At 63.4% G+C, this 16,553-nt stretch carries 17 protein-coding genes; 4 read left to right on the top strand and 13 right to left on the bottom strand.

Annotation, left to right across the window (positions count from 1 at the left end):
- Positions 1–103 precede the first annotated feature (103 nt).
- The 5 genes from GIW02_RS25065 to GIW02_RS25085 form a co-directional block, all read right to left on the bottom strand.
- The gene (locus tag GIW02_RS25065) at positions 104–1,243 is read right to left on the bottom strand and encodes a branched-chain amino acid ABC transporter substrate-binding protein (protein ID WP_236418221.1); all 1,140 of its coding nucleotides are present in this window, start codon (positions 1,241–1,243) and stop codon (positions 104–106) included.
- A gap of 65 nt (positions 1,244–1,308) precedes the next feature.
- A complete protein-coding gene (locus tag GIW02_RS25070) occupies positions 1,309–2,025 on the bottom strand; it encodes an ABC transporter ATP-binding protein (RefSeq protein WP_236418222.1) in 717 nt (238 codons plus the stop codon).
- A complete protein-coding gene (locus GIW02_RS25075) occupies positions 2,018–2,791 on the bottom strand; it encodes an ABC transporter ATP-binding protein (RefSeq protein ID WP_236418223.1) in 774 nt (257 codons plus the stop codon). The genes GIW02_RS25070 and GIW02_RS25075 overlap by 8 nt, the downstream gene beginning before the upstream one ends.
- Positions 2,788–3,873: an ABC transporter permease subunit gene (locus tag GIW02_RS25080; RefSeq protein WP_236418224.1), complete on the bottom strand. Its 1,086-nt coding sequence runs from the start codon at positions 3,871–3,873 to the stop codon at positions 2,788–2,790. The genes GIW02_RS25075 and GIW02_RS25080 overlap by 4 nt, the downstream gene beginning before the upstream one ends.
- A complete protein-coding gene (locus GIW02_RS25085) occupies positions 3,870–4,817 on the bottom strand; it encodes a branched-chain amino acid ABC transporter permease (protein WP_236418226.1) in 948 nt (315 codons plus the stop codon). Before GIW02_RS25085 ends, GIW02_RS25080 begins: the two co-directional genes overlap by 4 nt.
- Before the next feature lie 172 nt (positions 4,818–4,989).
- On the opposite strand from GIW02_RS25085, the gene GIW02_RS25090 reads away from it, so the two are divergent.
- The gene (locus GIW02_RS25090; RefSeq protein ID WP_236418225.1) at positions 4,990–5,886 is read left to right on the top strand and encodes a LysR substrate-binding domain-containing protein; all 897 of its coding nucleotides are present in this window, start codon (positions 4,990–4,992) and stop codon (positions 5,884–5,886) included.
- A gap of 143 nt (positions 5,887–6,029) precedes the next feature.
- Here the strand turns inward: GIW02_RS25090 and GIW02_RS25095 are convergent, their stop codons facing one another.
- Positions 6,030–7,043 carry an ABC transporter substrate-binding protein gene (locus tag GIW02_RS25095; protein ID WP_236422157.1) on the bottom strand — a complete coding sequence of 338 codons (1,014 nt, stop codon included), beginning with the start codon at positions 7,041–7,043 and terminating at the stop codon, positions 6,030–6,032.
- A gap of 164 nt (positions 7,044–7,207) precedes the next feature.
- Here GIW02_RS25095 and GIW02_RS25100 point away from each other — a divergent pair, with 164 nt between their 5' ends.
- Positions 7,208–7,639: a hypothetical protein gene (locus GIW02_RS25100; RefSeq protein ID WP_236419796.1), complete on the top strand. Its 432-nt coding sequence runs from the start codon at positions 7,208–7,210 to the stop codon at positions 7,637–7,639.
- Between the two features lie 89 nt (positions 7,640–7,728).
- Here the strand turns inward: GIW02_RS25100 and GIW02_RS25105 are convergent, their stop codons facing one another.
- The 4 genes from GIW02_RS25105 to GIW02_RS25120 form a co-directional block, all read right to left on the bottom strand.
- Entirely contained in the window at positions 7,729–8,847 is a 1,119-nt protein-coding gene (locus GIW02_RS25105) for a carboxylate-amine ligase (RefSeq protein ID WP_236422158.1), read from the bottom strand.
- Positions 8,848–8,852: 5 nt separating this feature from the next.
- Positions 8,853–9,797 (bottom strand): N5-glutamine methyltransferase family protein, encoded by a 945-nt coding sequence (locus tag GIW02_RS25110; protein ID WP_236419800.1) that lies wholly within the window; start codon positions 9,795–9,797, stop codon positions 8,853–8,855.
- Positions 9,798–9,807: 10 nt separating this feature from the next.
- A complete protein-coding gene (locus GIW02_RS25115; RefSeq protein WP_236422159.1) occupies positions 9,808–11,187 on the bottom strand; it encodes an iron-containing redox enzyme family protein in 1,380 nt (459 codons plus the stop codon).
- A gap of 148 nt (positions 11,188–11,335) precedes the next feature.
- Positions 11,336–12,085: a glucose 1-dehydrogenase gene (locus GIW02_RS25120; protein ID WP_236418100.1), complete on the bottom strand. Its 750-nt coding sequence runs from the start codon at positions 12,083–12,085 to the stop codon at positions 11,336–11,338.
- 146 nt (positions 12,086–12,231) lie between these two features.
- On the opposite strand from GIW02_RS25120, the gene GIW02_RS25125 reads away from it, so the two are divergent.
- A complete protein-coding gene (locus tag GIW02_RS25125; protein ID WP_236418102.1) occupies positions 12,232–13,098 on the top strand; it encodes an AraC family transcriptional regulator in 867 nt (288 codons plus the stop codon).
- Between the two features lie 55 nt (positions 13,099–13,153).
- Here the strand turns inward: GIW02_RS25125 and GIW02_RS25130 are convergent, their stop codons facing one another.
- The 3 genes from GIW02_RS25130 to GIW02_RS25140 are packed head-to-tail and all read right to left on the bottom strand — an operon-like array spanning position 13,154 to position 15,271.
- On the bottom strand, positions 13,154–14,113 hold the full coding sequence (locus tag GIW02_RS25130) for a saccharopine dehydrogenase NADP-binding domain-containing protein (RefSeq protein ID WP_236418103.1): 960 nt from the start codon (positions 14,111–14,113) through the stop codon (positions 13,154–13,156).
- A complete protein-coding gene (locus tag GIW02_RS25135) occupies positions 14,110–14,511 on the bottom strand; it encodes a VOC family protein (RefSeq protein WP_236418104.1) in 402 nt (133 codons plus the stop codon). Before GIW02_RS25135 ends, GIW02_RS25130 begins: the two co-directional genes overlap by 4 nt.
- A gap of 16 nt (positions 14,512–14,527) precedes the next feature.
- Positions 14,528–15,271: an SDR family oxidoreductase gene (locus GIW02_RS25140; protein ID WP_236418105.1), complete on the bottom strand. Its 744-nt coding sequence runs from the start codon at positions 15,269–15,271 to the stop codon at positions 14,528–14,530.
- Between the two features lie 138 nt (positions 15,272–15,409).
- Here GIW02_RS25140 and GIW02_RS25145 point away from each other — a divergent pair, with 138 nt between their 5' ends.
- Positions 15,410–16,300: an AraC family transcriptional regulator gene (locus GIW02_RS25145; protein ID WP_236418108.1), complete on the top strand. Its 891-nt coding sequence runs from the start codon at positions 15,410–15,412 to the stop codon at positions 16,298–16,300.
- Positions 16,301–16,553: the final 253 nt, after the last annotated feature.

Below are 16,553 nucleotides of genomic sequence, written 5' to 3' on the forward strand. Positions count from 1 at the left end.
GCCCCAATACAGGCACCGCATTCATCCAGGCAAAACCGGCTGTCAGGGTTTAGGGCCGCTTCGCGCCCCAACGCGGGCAAGCCCGCTCGCCACACAGGCCGCTTTATTTGCCGCCCGCCACACTCACCGGCTGCCATTGGCTAGCCTTGACCTGGTAAACCGTGAATGACGGTTTCTTGAGGTTGCCCTCGGCATCAAAAGCAATCGTGCCGGTCACACCCGGGTAGCTGATGGCGCGCAATACCGGCAGGTATTTCTGCGGATCCACCGAGTCGGCTTTTTCGATGGCCGCCACCAGCACGCCGACGCCGTCATAGGCGAACGGCGCGTGCAGTTCGATGTTGGTCTTGTAACGTTCTTTATAGGCCTGCTCGAACGCCTTGCCACCGGGCATCTGCGCAATCGCCAGGCCCGGCTCCAGGGCAATCACGCCCTCGCCTTCGTTCTGCGCCAGTTGCAGGAACGTCTGGCTGACAAACCCGCCGGCGCCCATCAGCGGTGCCTTGATGCCCAGCTGCTTGATGCGACGGGCCAGCGGTGCGGCCTGGGCGTCAACGCCGCCAAAGAAGATCAGGTCCGGGTTCTGGCTGCGGATATTGGTCAGCACGGCGCTGAAATCGATGGTCTTGTCGTCCACATATTCGCGGGCAACCACCTTGGCGCCACCGGTCTCGATGGATTTGACGAACTGGTCCGCCAGGCCTTGGCCGAACGCCGTGCGGTCGTCGATCACCGCGATGCGCTTGGCGTTCAACGTGTTCAACGCATAGTCGCCGGCCACCTGACCACCATCGTCGTCATGGCCCATGATGCGAAAACTGGTGTCGAAACCCTGCTGGGTGTAGGCGTGACCGGTGGCCACCGGGGCCACTTGGGCAATACCGGCGTCATGGTAGACCCGCGCCGCCGGAATGCTGGTGCCGGTGTTCCAGTGGCCGACGACGCCAACCACCCCTTCATCCACCAACCGTTGCGCCACGGTGACGGCGGTGCGTGGGTCGGACTGGTCATCTTCGGAAACCAGCTTGAAGGTCACGGCTTCTCCGTTGATTTTCGGGTGCTTGGCGTTGGCCTCGTCGATGGCCAGTTGCGCGCCGTTTTCCAGGTCTTTGCCGATCCGGGCCGAGGGGCCGGTCAGCGGGCCAGCCAGGCCAATCAACACGGTCTGGTCGGCTTGGGCCACGGCACTGGCCAGGCTGCTCAGGGCCAGGCCGATCAATGCGGTTTTCTTGAAAGTCTTCATCAGTGGTTCCTGTTTCTTTGCGGGCGGGTCGGAACACGCCGGGCGTCCGGTAGCGTCATAGGTAGTTATTCGCCGAGGTAGGCGCTGCGCACCTCGGGGTGTTCAAGTAAGTCTGCGGATGGCCCGGCCAGGCTGATGCGCCCGGTGTCCATCACATAGGCGCGATCGGTCACCTGCAGCGCCAACCGCGCGTTCTGCTCCACCAGCAGCAAGGTCATGCCCTGGCGACAGACGTCGTCGATCACCTGGAAAATCTTCTCCACCATGATCGGCGCCAGCCCCATGGACGGCTCATCGAGGATCAGCAAACGCGGGCGCGACAACAAGGCGCGCGCCAGCGCCAGCATCTGCTGCTCGCCGCCCGAAAGCAGGCCAGCGGATTGCTGCAGGCGTTCTTCCAGGCGCGGGAAGTGTTCGAACAGCTGGCGCATTTCACGCTGCACCTGCGCGTTGTCACGGCGCAAAAACGCGCCGGCCTGGAGGTTTTCCAGCACGCTCATGCGCGCAAAAATGCCGCGCCCTTCCGGGACCATGGCGATGCCCTGACGCAACAGTTGGTCCGGCGCCTGGCCGCGAATCGAGCGCCCGGCAAAGCGGATCTCGCCCTTGGCAGCCGGTAACAAACCGGTCAGGGCCTTGAGGCTGGAGGTCTTGCCCGCGCCATTGGCACCAATCAGCGTGACGCGCTCGCCCTCATTGATCTGCAGGTCCAGGCATTTGACGGCCGCGATGGCGCCGTAGCGCACCTGCAAACCGGCGACGTTCAACAGTGCTTCAGACATGGGCACTGGCTCCCAGGTAGGCCTGGATCACCGCCGGATGCTGGCGCACCTCGGCAGGCGGCCCTACGGCAATGACATGGCCGTAATCGAGCACGCTGATGCGGTCGCACACGCCCATCACCAACTTCACGTCATGCTCGATCAACAACAGCGTGTGGCCGTCGTCACGGATCTTTTCCAGCAGGCCGCGCAGTTGCACTTTCTCGCTGGCGTTCATGCCCGCCGCCGGCTCATCCAGCGCCAGCAAACGCGGTTCGGTGGCCAACGCGCGGGCGATTTCCAGGCGGCGCTGGTGGCCGTAGCTCAGGCTGTCGGCGCGGTAATCGGCAAACCCGGCCAGGCCCACATACGCCAACAGGCGATGGGCATGGGCGCGGGTTTGCGCTTCTTCGTCACGGGCGCTGCGATGCCGGCTCAGGGCGGCCCAGAGGCCATTGCGAGTACGCACATGGCGCCCGACCATGACGTTTTCCAGGGCGCTCATGGCATTGAACAGGCGGATATTCTGGAACGTGCGCGCGATACCGGCCTGGGCCACCTGGTGCACGCTGGTGGGCTGATAATCCCGACCATCGAGCTGGAAGCGCCCGGAATCCGGGGTATAGAGGCCGGTCATCACGTTGAAAAAGGTGGTCTTGCCGGCGCCGTTGGGCCCGATCAGTCCGTAGATTTCACCCGGCTGGATACTCAGGCTCACATCGGTCAGCGCGGCCACGCCGCCGAAGTGCTTGCTGACCGACTCAATCTGCAACAGCGGTGCGTTCATCGTGCCACTCCTTTGGGCCACAGCCCGGCCGGGCGATAGAGCATTGCCAGGATCAGCGCCAGGCCGTAGAACAACTGGCGGATGATTTCCGGGTCCACCAGCACCTGGCCGAACAGCGCCTGCTGCAACGGCCCCATGCTCGCGCGCAAGGCTTCGGGCAACGCCGCCAGCAGCACGCAACCGAGGATCACCCCGGGGATATGGCCCATGCCGCCGAGCACCACCATCGCCAGCACCGCGATGGACTCGTTGAGGGTGAAGGATTCCGGCGAGACAAAGCCCTGGAACGAGGCGAACAGCGCCCCACTCACCCCGCCGAACGCCGCGCCAATGGCGAAGGCCAGCAGCTTGAGGCGCACGGTGTTCACGCCCATGGCCTGGGCGGCCTCTTCGTCTTCGCGGATCGCCACCCAGGCGCGGCCGATACGCGAGCGCTCCAGACGGATGCAGGCAAACAGGATCACCACCACCAGCGCCGCAAAAAGGTAGTAATACAGGTACACCGACGGCAGGCGCAGGCCGAACAGCTCCTGGGTGCGGCCCAGGTTGACCCCGAGCAGGTTCACCGGATCGACCTGGGCAATGCCTTTGGGGCCATTGGTGATATTCACCGGGCGGTCGAGGTTGCGCAGCAGAATGCGAATGATCTCGCCAAAGCCCAGGGTGACGATGGCCAGGTAGTCGCCGCGCAGGCGCAGGGTCGGCGCGCCCAGCACCACGCCAAAACCTGCGGCCAGCAGCGCGCCCAGCGGCAGGATCAACCAGATCGACGTGTGCATACCCGCCGGCAGCAGCGCCGCCAGGGCGGGAAACTGCTGCAGCAGATGGGGCGACGACAGCAACGCGGCCAGGTAGGCGCCGACTGCGTAGAACGCGATAAAGCCCATGTCCAGCAGCCCGGCGTAACCGACCACGATGTTCAGGCCGAGGGCGAGCATGATGTACAGCAGGGCAAAATCCAGGGTACGCACCCAGGTGTTGCCGCCAGCGTGCCCGACGATCCACGGCGCCAGCACCAGGGCCACGGCGAACAACAGCAGGCCCAGGCGCGCGCGTTGGTTTGGGTTGAGTGAGCTGATCATGCGCGGCTCGCCAAACGTTCGCCGAGCAGCCCGGAAGGCCGGAACACCAGCACCGCGATCAACACGATAAAGGCGAACACATCCTGGTAATTGCTGCCGAACACGCCATGGGTGGCCGCGCCCAGGTAACCGGTGCCCAGGGCCTCGATGAGCCCCAGCAACAAGCCGCCAAGCATGGCGCCCTTGAGGTTGCCGATGCCGCCCAACACCGCTGCGGTGAAGGCTTTGATCCCCGGCAGAAAGCCCATGTAGAAATGCGCACTGCCGTAGTTGCTGGCCATCATCACCCCGGCCAGCGCGGCCAGTGCGCCGCCGATGGCGAAGGTGATCACGATGATGCGATTCGGGTTGATGCCCATCAGGCTGGCCACCTGGGGGTTCTCCGCCACGGCACGCATGGCCCGGCCCAAGCGCGTGCGCTCCACCAGCACCAGCAGCGCAACCATGACTGACAGCGCGATGGCGATTGTGCTCAAGGCCGTGGCGTTGGTGATCGCCGGATGCGCAGAGGCCCCCGCGAGCACTTCAATCGGCTCCAGCGGCAGCAACTGCGGGAACATTTGCGGGTTGCGCGTCCACACCAGCATGGCGAGGGTTTGCAGCAACAGTGACACACCGATCCCGCTGATCAACGGTGCCAGACGCGGCGCGTGACGCAGGCGGCGATAGGCGACGCGCTCGATCACCACCGCCAGCACCGCACAGAACGCCATGGCCACCAACGTGGCCGCCAGCAACACCAGCACCGGCGGCAAGGCCGGCCAGGTCACTTGCAACAGGCGAATCATCGACAAACCCACCAGCGCGCCGACCATCAACACATCGCCGTGGGCAAAGTTGATGATGCGCAAAATGCCATAGACCATGGTGTAACCCAGGGCCACCAGCGCGTAGAGACTGCCCGTCATCAAGCCGTTGAGCAGTTGTTGGATAAACCCATCCATCAGGAGCATAAACCTCAGTGCGTACAAGGGCGGCACACTAAGCATCTATTCTGTTTTTATCAAATATCAGAAAGTCATATGGTTATATCAAAGCAATAACCGGCTATTTATGCCGCAAATCCGGCGCTTATGGCTCTTTTTTCAGAGTAAAACTTAGTATTTAATTCAATACATGAATAAATCAGAACAGTTAGCCAATGACCCTCCTCTGCGCGCGGTGCGCACCTTCGAAGCCTTTGCACGCCATGGTGGGGTCAACGCCGCCGCGCGCGAGCTGGACGTGTCCGCCTCTGCCATCAGCCATCAACTGCACTTGCTGGAAGATTTTCTGCAACAACCGCTGACCTTGCGTCAGGGCCGCAACCTGGTGCTCACCGATGAAGGTCGCGAGTATTACCGCGCGATCCGCTCGGCGTTTGCCGTGCTGCGCAGCGCCACCGAACACGTGCGCGAAAAGAGCGCGACGCGCCAGGTCACCATCAGCCTGATCCCGCTGTTTGGCATCAACCTGTTTATCCCGCGGCTCTCGGATTTCCTCAAGGACCACCCGGCGCTGGACATCAACGTGACCTACGCCAACCACCGCAGCTACCCCAGTGACGCGGCCGACCTGTCGATCCGCTTCGGCACCGGGCACTGGCCGGGCTATCACAGCGAGCCGCTGATTTCGGGCGCGGTGACGCCCTACTGCAGCCGCGCCTTCCTGGCGCAACACGGCCCCATCGACAGCCCTGAAACCCTCAGCCAACTGCCGCTGCTGCACGACGAAGAACGCGGCACCTGGGGCCAATGGTTCGACGCCGCCGAGGTCGACGCCACGGCACTCAATGGGTTGCTGCTGGAAGACGGCCAACTGGCCCTCACGGCCACCCTCACCGGCCTGGGTTGCGCCTTGCTGCGCGCGCCGCTGGTAGCGCCCCATGTGGCCAGTGGTGAGCTGGTGAAATTGTTTGATCTGGAGGTCAATGATGGCCGCCAGTATTACCTGTGCCGGCGGGCCAACAGCGAATTGTCGAGCGAGGGGAATGACTTGTATGACTGGATCAAGCGCAGCTTGATTGAGACCTGAGCCCGCAGCTGATCCCAATTATTGTGGAGATCCACATGTGGGAGGGGGCTTGCTCCCGATAGCGGTGGGTCAGATACAAATCTATTGACTGACACACTGCCATCGGGAGCAAGCCCCCTCCCACATTTGATTGGGTTTACAGGTTAGCTGCCGTTGCCAGCATGGGCCTCTTCGAAGAAGTAATCCTTCCAGCTCGCCGCCTTGTTTTTCAGCACGCCCAGCGCCTGCAATTTCTCGGCGTAGATATAGGTCCGTTGCGGCACGATGGTGAAGTCGATTTCCGGGTCCTGGACGATTTTTTCCACCAGGTCCAACGGCAACTTCGACTGCTCTACGCGGATATACGCCTTGGCTGCTGCCGGCTTGTCGGCCTTGATGATCTGCTCGGCTTCGGCCAGCGCGTCATAAAACGCCTTGTAGGTCTTGGGGTTTTCGTCGTGGAATTTCTGCGTGGTGTACAGCACGTTGAACGTCGCCTGACCGCCAAGGATGTCGTAGGAACTGAGCACCTTGTGCACGTTCGGGTTCAACAACTCCTGATACTGGAACGGCGGGCTGGAAAAGTGTGCGTTGATCTCCGAACCACCCGCAATCAACGCCGCCGTGGCGTCGGGGTGAGCCAGGCTGATGGAGATATCGTCAAACTTCTTGTAGTTGGCATCGCCGAACTGCTTGGCGGTTTCGATCTGCAAGGTGCGCGACTGGAACCCCACGCCGGCGGCAGGCACGGCAATACGGTCTTTCTCGGTGAAGTCCTTGAGGGTCTTCACCTTGGGGTTGTTGCTCAGCAGGTAATTGGGCATCGAGCCGAGGGAGGCGATGGCCTTGACGTTCTGCTTGCCCTTGGTGCGGTCCCACAGGGTGAGCATCGGTGGCACGCCAGCGGAAACCACATCCAGGGCGCCGGCCAACAACGATTCGTTCATGGCGGTGGCGCCGGAAATGCTGTTCCATTCCACCTGGATGTCCAGGCCCTGTTGCTTGCCGTGTTTTTCAATCAGATGCTGGTCGCGCACCACATCGAGGATCAGATAGCCGATGCCGAACTGCTGGGCGATGCTGATCTTGCCTTCGGCATGAGCACCGAGGCTGAGCAAAGCGCTCGCGGCGGCCAATGACGCGGCCAGGAGGGTCAGGGAGGAACGCTTGAAAGTCATGGGTATCTGCCGCGTTTTCGGGAAGGTGCTGGAGCGTAGCGGCGGTTTTTAAGACAGCAAAAGAATATCGGGATCTATTGTTATGCAAATAACCCCCAAACGGACGCGCGGCTGCTATTGTGCCGCGCTTTGAAAAACAGCCACACACTGCGAGGAAATGGACGTTGAACACTGACGATAAAATGACCGGAGACCTGTTCGAGGTGGATAAGCGCCTGTCACTCAAACCCGTGGTGGACTTCAACGCCTACCTGCGCAGCGCGTTCGGCGACGGCCCTTGCACTTGCATCCGTTGCACCGCCAGTGGCGGTGACGAAAGCGGTTATGAGTTCCAGCACACCTTCACCTTCGACGGCAAACCCCACCCACGCCGCTTCGCCACCACGGCGGGCAGCGACGTGTTGATGGCCCTGAAGAAGGCGTGGTTGTCCTACACCAAAGCTGAACTGCCACTGAGCGGTGTGCTGGGGCTGGCTACCGTGAAGGAATTTGTCGAGCCACAGCTGCACAAACGCCTGGCACCGCTGTTCGTGGCCAGCGGGTTGGTCAAGGAAACAGAGGGTGAGCTGCACCTGCAACCGCAAGCCATAGCCTGACGCTCACCAACGCCTCGCCGCCACCTGTTGCGGGCGCGGCGCAATTCTGGGTTAAAGCGGATATTCCTCAAGCAGACGTCGGCCACCGCTCAAAGCTCACCACGGCTGCGCGCCAGCAGCTGGTCGACGACCTGCTGCAGGCACGCCTGCTCATCGGCGCCCGAGGCCTGAGCGGCGGCGTGGCAGCGCAGTTGCTCGACCGCGCTGTTGCCTGACGCCAACAAGCCGCGCAGAGCGCCGAACAACTGTGGCTCGCCCATGGCCTCGGCCGTGGCGGCGAAGGTGTCTTGCGCCCGTTGCAGCCACTCTTGCGCCGTGCCCGTCGCCCCTTGGTCGTCCAGCGCAAAGGTACCCGCCGCGCCGTAGCGCTTGGCCTGCCAGCGGTTCTCCTTGAGCAACCAGCGCGCCTCCGCGCTGAAGTCGGCACCGGGATGTTCCAGGCCGCAAGCGTGGGTCACCATCACACGAAACAACGTGGCGAGGGCCAAGCCATCCGCGAGCCTGGGGCAGGCGTCGGTCATGCGCAGCTCCAGGGTGGGATAACGCGCTGCCGGGCGAATGCCCCACCACCCATTGCCATCGGCCTTGATCGCGCCGACGCGCTGCAGCAACGCCAGGTAGCGCACGTACGCGGGCCAATCCGCAAAGTGTTCGGGCACGCCCATGCGCGGCCATTCATCACACGCGGCCTGGCGGTAGCTCTGGAACCCCGTGGCTGAGCCGTCCCAGAACGGTGAAGAACAACTGAGCAGCAACAATAACGGCAGCCAGGGCGAAACCTGGTTCATCACCGCAATGCGGTCGATGCTGGCCGGCACCGCCACATGCACGTGCAACCCGCAGAGCACGCTGCGGCGCGCCACGTACTGGATGTCGTCGAACAACTGCTGAAAATGCACCTGCGCGGTGGGCATCTGCTCACGCCACGCCGCCAGCGGATGGCTGCCGGCACACACCACGCCGAGGCCAAACTCCCCCAGGGAGCGGCTCAGGTTGTGGCGCACGGTGGCCAGGTAATCGGCGGCCTCGCTGCTGGCCGTGAACACCGGGGATGCCACCTCGATCTGGCCCTGGAACATCTCGTAGGCGAAGCCTTGGCCGATTGCCTGCCGACAGGCCGCAAGCACCGCTGCCGAGGGTTGGCTGACCATGCGCCGGGTGTGCAGATCGGTGATGAAATACTCTTCTTCGATCCCAAAGGTGAGCATGGCCGTCAGCGCAAACGGGTGACGGTGAGCGCCACCACGGCGATCCGCTCCACGCGCTCGTAACCGGGCTGGGTCAACTCTTCGCCGAACACGTCAGGGTCCAGTTCGCGGTACGTCCAGCCAAACGCATCGCTGCCCAGCAGCGGCTTGACCGCGGCCAGAAACGGGTCTGCGCCAGCGACAATCGCCACGCCGGTGTACAGCACCAGGCTCCCACCCAGCGCCAGGCGCCCCAGGGATTCGCTGGCGATACGTACCGACAATTGCTCGCCCAATGCCCCACCGCCATGGCGATAGGCGCGCTGGCGGTCATCGTTCATGTACGGCGGGTTGGCGACGATCAGGTCGAACTCACCCTCAACGCTCGCCAGCACGTCACTGTGGTAGGCGCTGACGTTCGTCAACCCGGCCAGCTCGGCATTCACTGCGGTCATGCGCAGGGCGCGCGGGTTGATGTCCACGGCCAGCACCTGCGCGTCCTGCCGCGCACGGGCAATCACCAGCGCGCCGACACCTGCGCCGCAGCCAATGTCCACCGCGCGTCGCAGTGGCTCGAAACGTTGTTGCAGATGGGCTTCAATCGCCTGGGCGAAGCGGTAGCTGTCCGGGCCGAAAAACACCGCATCGGATTGAGTGGTGGGGTACGCGGAATGCGCGAACAGCAGGTCGTCCAGGCTCGACCAACGCACCGCGCTGCGCCACAGTGCAGCGTGCTTTTCGACGACATCGGCTTGCTGCAATTCCTCACGCAAGGCGTGGGGCAACAGGTCGTTATCAAACGGCATCGACCAGCCGAACACATCGCGCAGGTCCGCCGCCAGCGGCGTTGCCCGGCGTTGATACACGCGTTCATGGGTCAGGGGCGTGGGCGTGATGAAACGGTAGCCGCTCTCCTTCAACCCCCGGCCCAGGTTCAGCAGGGCGCGGTCGGCGAGTTGTTGTGCAGACATGGGGAATTCCTTAGCGCAAACGCGCGCGCAGTTGGATAAAGCGGCGGGTCGCGTACAACCCGGCAGGTGTGCAATGGCGTCGCGCCGACAGCCACGGGATCAGCGCATCAAGCTGCTGCGCATCGGCCAGGTTCCACAGCGAATCGACCAGTGCCTGAGTGTCCGGGTCCGCCGGGCGATGCTGCTCGCGCGCAAACCGGCTGCCACGCCCGGGCCGCACTGGCGGTACGCGCTGGCCGCTGATCCAGTCACCGGCGATCCAGTCGTGCAGCACCTGTTTTTCATAGCCGCTGAACACACCGAACATCGCCGCCCCAGCCCCGTCGATCAGCTGCCAGAAGCGGCTCTCGGCCGGGTCCTGGTTGCGTTTGATCCAGCCCTTGTCTTCCAGGGCCTGGAGAAACTCGCCGATCTGCCCCGGCTGCCCCAGCCATTGGTTGACGGTCTTGCCTTCGAAGCGGCAGTAGTCCGAATGCATGTGCTGGCCGAAGGTGCGCTTGCGCTCGAGCATGGCAACCACTTCGTCCTGCAGCTTGAAGCCATTGATGACGGCGGTGGTGCCCGGCCCCAGGTCGTTGAGGCGATACCCCTCGGCCACCCGGCGATAGAAGTCCGCCCTGCCCTCACCCAGTGGCAACAGGCTCAGCACCGACTGCGCCGCCTTGCACGCGTGGCCGCTGCTGGCGTTGTCGATGGTCACGTGCAGCGTGAAGTAATACGGATCGATACCCAGCTCACTCAACTCGTAGGCGGTGATCAGCAGGTGCAGGGGCAACTGTTCGTAGCCGAGGTTGTAGCCGATAATCTCCGGCAGGAAATCCTCGGCGCACAGCCCCAGCGCCAGTTGCAGGGCGCCTTGCAGGTAGTGCGCGTCTTCAAGGCCGGCATCGCTGTCGGCATCGTGTTCATTGAGTAATTTGCGGTAGATCACCACATGGTTCTGCGCGGCTTCACCGTCGCCCAGCTCTTCAAGGTAAGTGGTGAGCAGGCCGTCGAAACGCGGGTCGTGCCAATGGCGCAGCAGGCCATTGAGCCAGGCGCCATCGACCTGTTTGGTCGGCGCCACGCGCTGCAGAAAATACAGCGCATGGGCCTTGTTCTGAAAATAGCGGCGTGGCCGCCCTTGCTGGCGCTGCTCAAGGTAATCGGCATAGGCCTGGGCCACCTCGGCGCAACGCTGCTCGACCCAGGCCGGCAGTTGCTCGGGGATCTCGGGCAGTTCGCCGGTTGCGTCCCGCACATGCGCCAACTGCGCGTGCACAAACCCCCGCGCAGCCTCTTGCGCGCCTTGGGCTTCGCCGTAAAGCTGCCGATAGAGCCCGTGGTACTGGCCGCGAGCCGAAGGGGTGAGAGAGGCCGGCTGGCCTGACAGCGCTGTAAGAAGCGTCATGATGGCAGTTTCCGCAAAGTCCGATACAACCAGGCCTCCCGACAAGGAGGCCCCGCAAGAGCGCTCACAACCACACGCTTCTAAGGTGAAGAGCATCGGGGCGTGCGGAAAATTCAATCAGGGTTGGGAGGGTACGGATCGGCGGTCGCTAGTAACCCACGCCACGCACCCCGCCCGCCGCCCGGATGGACTCACCGGTGACCCAATGAGCCGCCTCGGACGCCAGGAATACCGCCAACGGCGCGATGTCTTGAGGCTCGCCAAAACGCCCCAGGGGTGTACCCGCGATCAACGTTTGGCCGAACTCACCGGCGAAGTTGCCATCGGTGGCCGGTGTGTTGGTGTGGCCGGGCAGGATCGAGTTGACCCGGATCCCCCTGGGCCCCAGCTCCCGCGCCAAGGCGAAGGTCAGCGTATCCACCGCCCCCTTGGTGGCCGAGTACACGCTGGACGCCAGGTACGGGTCGGTGCTGAGGATCGAACTGATGTTGATGATACTGGCGCCCTGCCCCATCAGCTTCAAGGCTTCGCGCGCGGCCAATAGGTAGCCCAGCACGTTGAGATTGAACTGCGTGTGGAATGCCTCTTCGGTCAGGTCTTCCAGCCTCTGGAACACCGCGACGCCTGCGTTATTGACCAGGATATCCAGCGTGCCGTACGCCTCTCGGACCGTGTCGAACAAACGCGTCACATCGGCGCCCGAGCTCATGTCCGCCTGCACGCTGATAGCGTTGCCACCCTGTGCCTGGATATGCGCAACCACCGCATCGGCATCGGTTTTACTTGAGGCATAGTTGACCACCACGGTAGCGCCAGCGGCGGCCAAGCCTTTGGCGATGCCTGCGCCAATGCCTTTTGAGGCGCCGGTAACGACTGCGATTTTTCCGTCGAGCTTCATGAGTCTGATCTTCCAAAGGTTAAGTGATACCGCTGGCCACCAGTATTCGGGCGGCGTCGCAATAGCGGTTGCCGGTTCTTCTCGCGTGCTTGCCTATTCTTCTCTAGCGGCTTGCTTTGCCGGTCGACGTGGCCCAAGGTCGGGCCATGAACAACGCCCTGGATGAACTGCGACACCTCGTGATGCGCGCAGAAAACAAATGGACCGACACTGGCCTGCCCCGCGTGGCGATGGTGTGTGCGCAAGCCTGCGCCGATCAGGTGTATCAGCCGATGCTGCACGTGGTGCTGCAAGGTTCGAAGACCCTGTCCATTGGCGACCAGCTGTCCACCTACGGCCCTGCCAGCTACTTCGTGGTGCCGGTTGAGGTGCCCGCTACCGGGCAGGTTCATCCCCGTGCGCCGGGCCTGCCTTACCTGGCGCTGAGCCTGACCCTGGAGCCCTCGGTGATCGCCACTGTGCTTGCGGATGAGCGCCAAACGGTTGAACGCCCGCGCGCACAACGGTTCTCCGCTGTGCAAGCGCCTGACGAACTGATCGATGCCTGGCTGCGCATGCTGCGGCTGATGGAGCGCCCCGACGAGGCCGCCGTGCTGGCGCCGATGATTGAGCGGGAAATCCTCTTTCGGGTTCTGCAAGGCCCGCTGCGCAAAACCCTGGTGGACATGGCGCGCCCCGATGGCCGCATGGCGCAGATCCGTCGGGCCACCGAGTGGATTCGTCAGCATTACACCGAACCCTTTCGCGTCGAACCGTTGGCCGCCATGACCGACATGAGCGTGGCGGCGTTCTACCGGCATTTCAAAGCCATCACCGCGATGACGCCCATTCAGTACCAGAAGCGCCTGCGCTTGCTGCGAGCGCGCTGGTTACTGCTGTTCGACACTCTCGATGCGGCGTCCGTCGCTTTCAACGTGGGGTATGAAAGCGCCTCGCAGTTCAGCCGGGAATATGCCCGACTGTTCGGCTTGCCGCCGGTGAAGGACGCGGCGCGGTTCAAGACGCCGGCCTGAACCCGGCTGCTTGCCACAGCAAAGCGGTTGCCAGCACGGGATACCGCCCGATACGTCAGTAATCGATGATCCGCGTGCCGGCAATCGTCTGAGCAAACCCCTTGCCGAACAGCTTTGCAGGCGTTTCGAAGCCGGCCCGGCGTTCATCGTTGAGTACACGGCGCGCGGCTTCCACGGCCGCCAACGGGGTGAAGCTGTAGCCATTGACCGTCTCGATGACTGAGCGCGCCACCGTGCCATCCAGGCCAGTGACTTCGGCCACGGCGCGGGCGCCATGGGCGTCGCGCTGGGCCTGGTCAGGGCCATCGGGCAGTAGCGACAGGTCGCCTTGAGGAAAAGCCTCGCCCGTGATGTGCACGAACATGGCGATATTCGCGATGGCGCTGGAATGCCAGGCCGTCACCAGGTCACCAAACGATAAAGGCGCGCACAGCACCGGGCCAGCGCCAAAGTCCAGGTGCTGCGGTGGGGCGTCCGGCGTGGCGACCAGGTGGCCTTCGATGCGCGTCATCACGCCTGCGCCAATGATCTCGCCCACACTCATGGCGGAGCCGCGCGACATGGCGCCCGGTACCTGCAATGCAATCTTCAACGAGTGCGGTTGCTGCACGCGAGCCGCGACGTGCATCGCCAGGCAGTCCGTGGGCACCACGTCCCAGCCCACGCCGGGCAACAACATCACGTCCCAGCCCGCGCCGAGCTGTTCGGCCAGGCGGTACACATTGATTTCGGCAGTGATATCCAGGTAGTCGGTGCCGCTGGCGATGCAAGCGCGCATCAAGGGTTCGGCGGTCTGGGCGAAGGGGCCAGCGAAGTTGAGTAATACGTCGATGCCCTCTAATTGGCTGGCCTGCGGGGTGAACACACGGTACGGCGTGTCCAGTTCGGCAGCCAGGCTAGCCAGGCGTTCGGCGTTGCGGCCGGCCAGCACCAGGTTCAATCCACGTTTTTTCGCGTGTTCGGCCGCCATGCGTCCGGTGTAGCCGGTGGCGCCGTAGATCATCAGGGTTTTCATAGGCTGTGCTGCCAGTTTTTGTAGACGAATTCGAGGCTATAGCCGTCCGGGTCAAGGACGTTGGCCGCGTAATAATTGGGGTCGTAGTGCAGGCGCGCTCCGGGTGCGCCGTTGTCGGTGGCGCCGTTGGCCAGGGCGGCGGCGTAGGCGTGTTCCACCTCGGCGCGGTCGTGGGCGACAAAGCCCACGTGCGCAGCCCGCCCCTCCACTACGCCTTCGCGCAGCCAGAAAAACACCCGGCCATTGGCGCCGAAGCCTTTGAGGTCTGGGTGGCCGGGTGGGCCGTCTTTGCCGTCGTAGTCATGCCGCGCGGTGATACCGAGTGGCGTCAGGGCAGCTTCGTAGAAACGGATGGAGCGTTCGATATTGCTCACGCAGATAAACACATGATCCAGCATGGTGTGGCCTCTCGAGTCAGATGATGTAGCCGCCCGCGACCTCAAGGGTCTGGGCATTGATCCAGCGACCTTCTTGCGACAGCAACAGGGCGATTACCCGGGCCACGTCTTCGGGCTCACCGACACGGCCCAGGGCAGTCTGCCCCGCCAGCATGGCTTCGAACGCGTCGTTCAAGCCGCCGCCCAGTTCGGTCCGGATGGCGCCGGGCGACACGGCATTGGCGCGGATGCGGCGTTCGCCGAATTCCTTGGCCATGTAGCGTGTGAGCACATCCAGGCCGCCCTTGAAGGCGGCGTAAGGCGCCACGCCAGCAGTTGCAACCCGCGTGGTTGCGCTGGTCAGGTTGACGATGCTGGCGTGATCCTCCAGCAACGGCAGCAAGGTTTGGGTGAGGAAGAACGGCCCTTTGAGGTGCACGTTGAACAGGCCGTCGAACTGCGTTTCGGTCACCGACTCAAGCGGGTTAAACAGGCCGTAGCCAGCATTGTTTACCAAGCCGCTCAGGGCGTTTACGCCCCAGGTGGACTGCAGGGTGTGCGCTACCTGCTCACGGAACGCAGCGAACGTGCTCACATCAGCCACGTCCAATGCCAGTGCCACGGCTTTGCCGCCGCCGACCTCTATGCGCTGGACCACCGCCTGTGCGGCATCCGGGTTGCGGTTGTAGGTGAGGATCACACCATGCCCCTGACGTGCGCACAGCTCAGCGGTACTGGCACCGATCCCGCGGCTGCCTCCGGTAATCACGATAACGCCCATGGTCTGCTCCACTGCTGAAAAGTCGAGTGACCACAGTAGCCATCGCCCTACCCTGGGGCGCAGCCATTCCTACCTGAATCCTGCCTGTTTCTGCTTTTTGCTTGCGCTGGGTTTGCAGGAAGGCACAGCATGGCCAGCATGAATACTCAACTGACCGAACTGCGCGCCTTGGCTGCCAAGGCGCAGAACCGCCGTACCGAGACCGGCATCCCGCGCGTGGCGATGGTGCAGGGCGCGATTCCAGAGCATTTGCTCGCAGCCGTGTATGAGCCGATGATCAACCTGATCCTGCAGGGCAGCAAATCGCTGACGGTAGGCGACCGCACGTTGCATTACGACCCGGCGACCTATTTTGTGATGTCCATCGAGTTGCCTGCCGTGGGGGTGGTGAACCCGACGGTGACGGGCGAGCCGTACCTGGCGGTGAGTTTGACCCTTGACCCGACGGTGCTGAACACCCTGCTCAATGACCTGCCGGCACCCACCGGGCGCTGTGAACAGGAAGCCGGTTTTTCGGTGGCGGCCGTCACGCCGGCCTTGATGGATGCCTGGGTGCGCATGCTGCGCTTGATGGGCGACCCGCTGGCGATTGCCGCGCTGGCACCGGCCTACGAACGGGAAATTCTCTACCACATACTGCAAGGCCCACACGGCTGGATGTTGCGTGAGATTGCCGCGCCGGACACCGCCATGGCCAGGGTCAGCCAGGCGATCCAGTGGATCCGTCGCGACTTTGCCGCGCCGATTCGAGTCGAAGCCTTGGCGCAGAAGGCCGCCATGAGCGTTTCGGCGTTTCACCGCCACTTCAAGGCGGTGACCAACCTTAGCCCGTTGCAGTATCAGAAACGCGTGCGTTTGTTACAGGCACGCACGTTGATGGTGGCCAGCGCCAGCAGCGTGACGAACGCCGCGTTTGAAGTGGGCTATGAAAGCGCGACCCAGTTCAGCCGGGATTATGCGCGGGTGTTCGGACTGCCCCCGGCAAGGGATACCGCGCGGATACTAAAAGCCAACAAGGGCAAACCCTGACACCCACAAACCCAATGTGGCGAGCGGGCTTGCCCGCGTTGGGCTGCGCAGCGGCCCCGGTAGCGCTGAATGTGGTGTGTCGGCGGGTATGGGGGCCGCTTCGCGCCCCAACGCGGGCAAGCCCGCCCGCCGCCAAAGAAGGATGCGGTTATTTTCTGTCGTCCTATGACTTGTGGTGTGGGGAGGTGTAGTCGACGGTGCCGGGGTTAATTCACACCCCCCGTGGGGGGCGGGCGTGGCCCCGCTGGGCGGG

The sequence above is a fragment of the Pseudomonas syringae genome, from assembly GCF_021606685.1.
Lineage (GTDB): Bacteria > Pseudomonadota > Gammaproteobacteria > Pseudomonadales > Pseudomonadaceae > Aquipseudomonas > Aquipseudomonas syringae_R.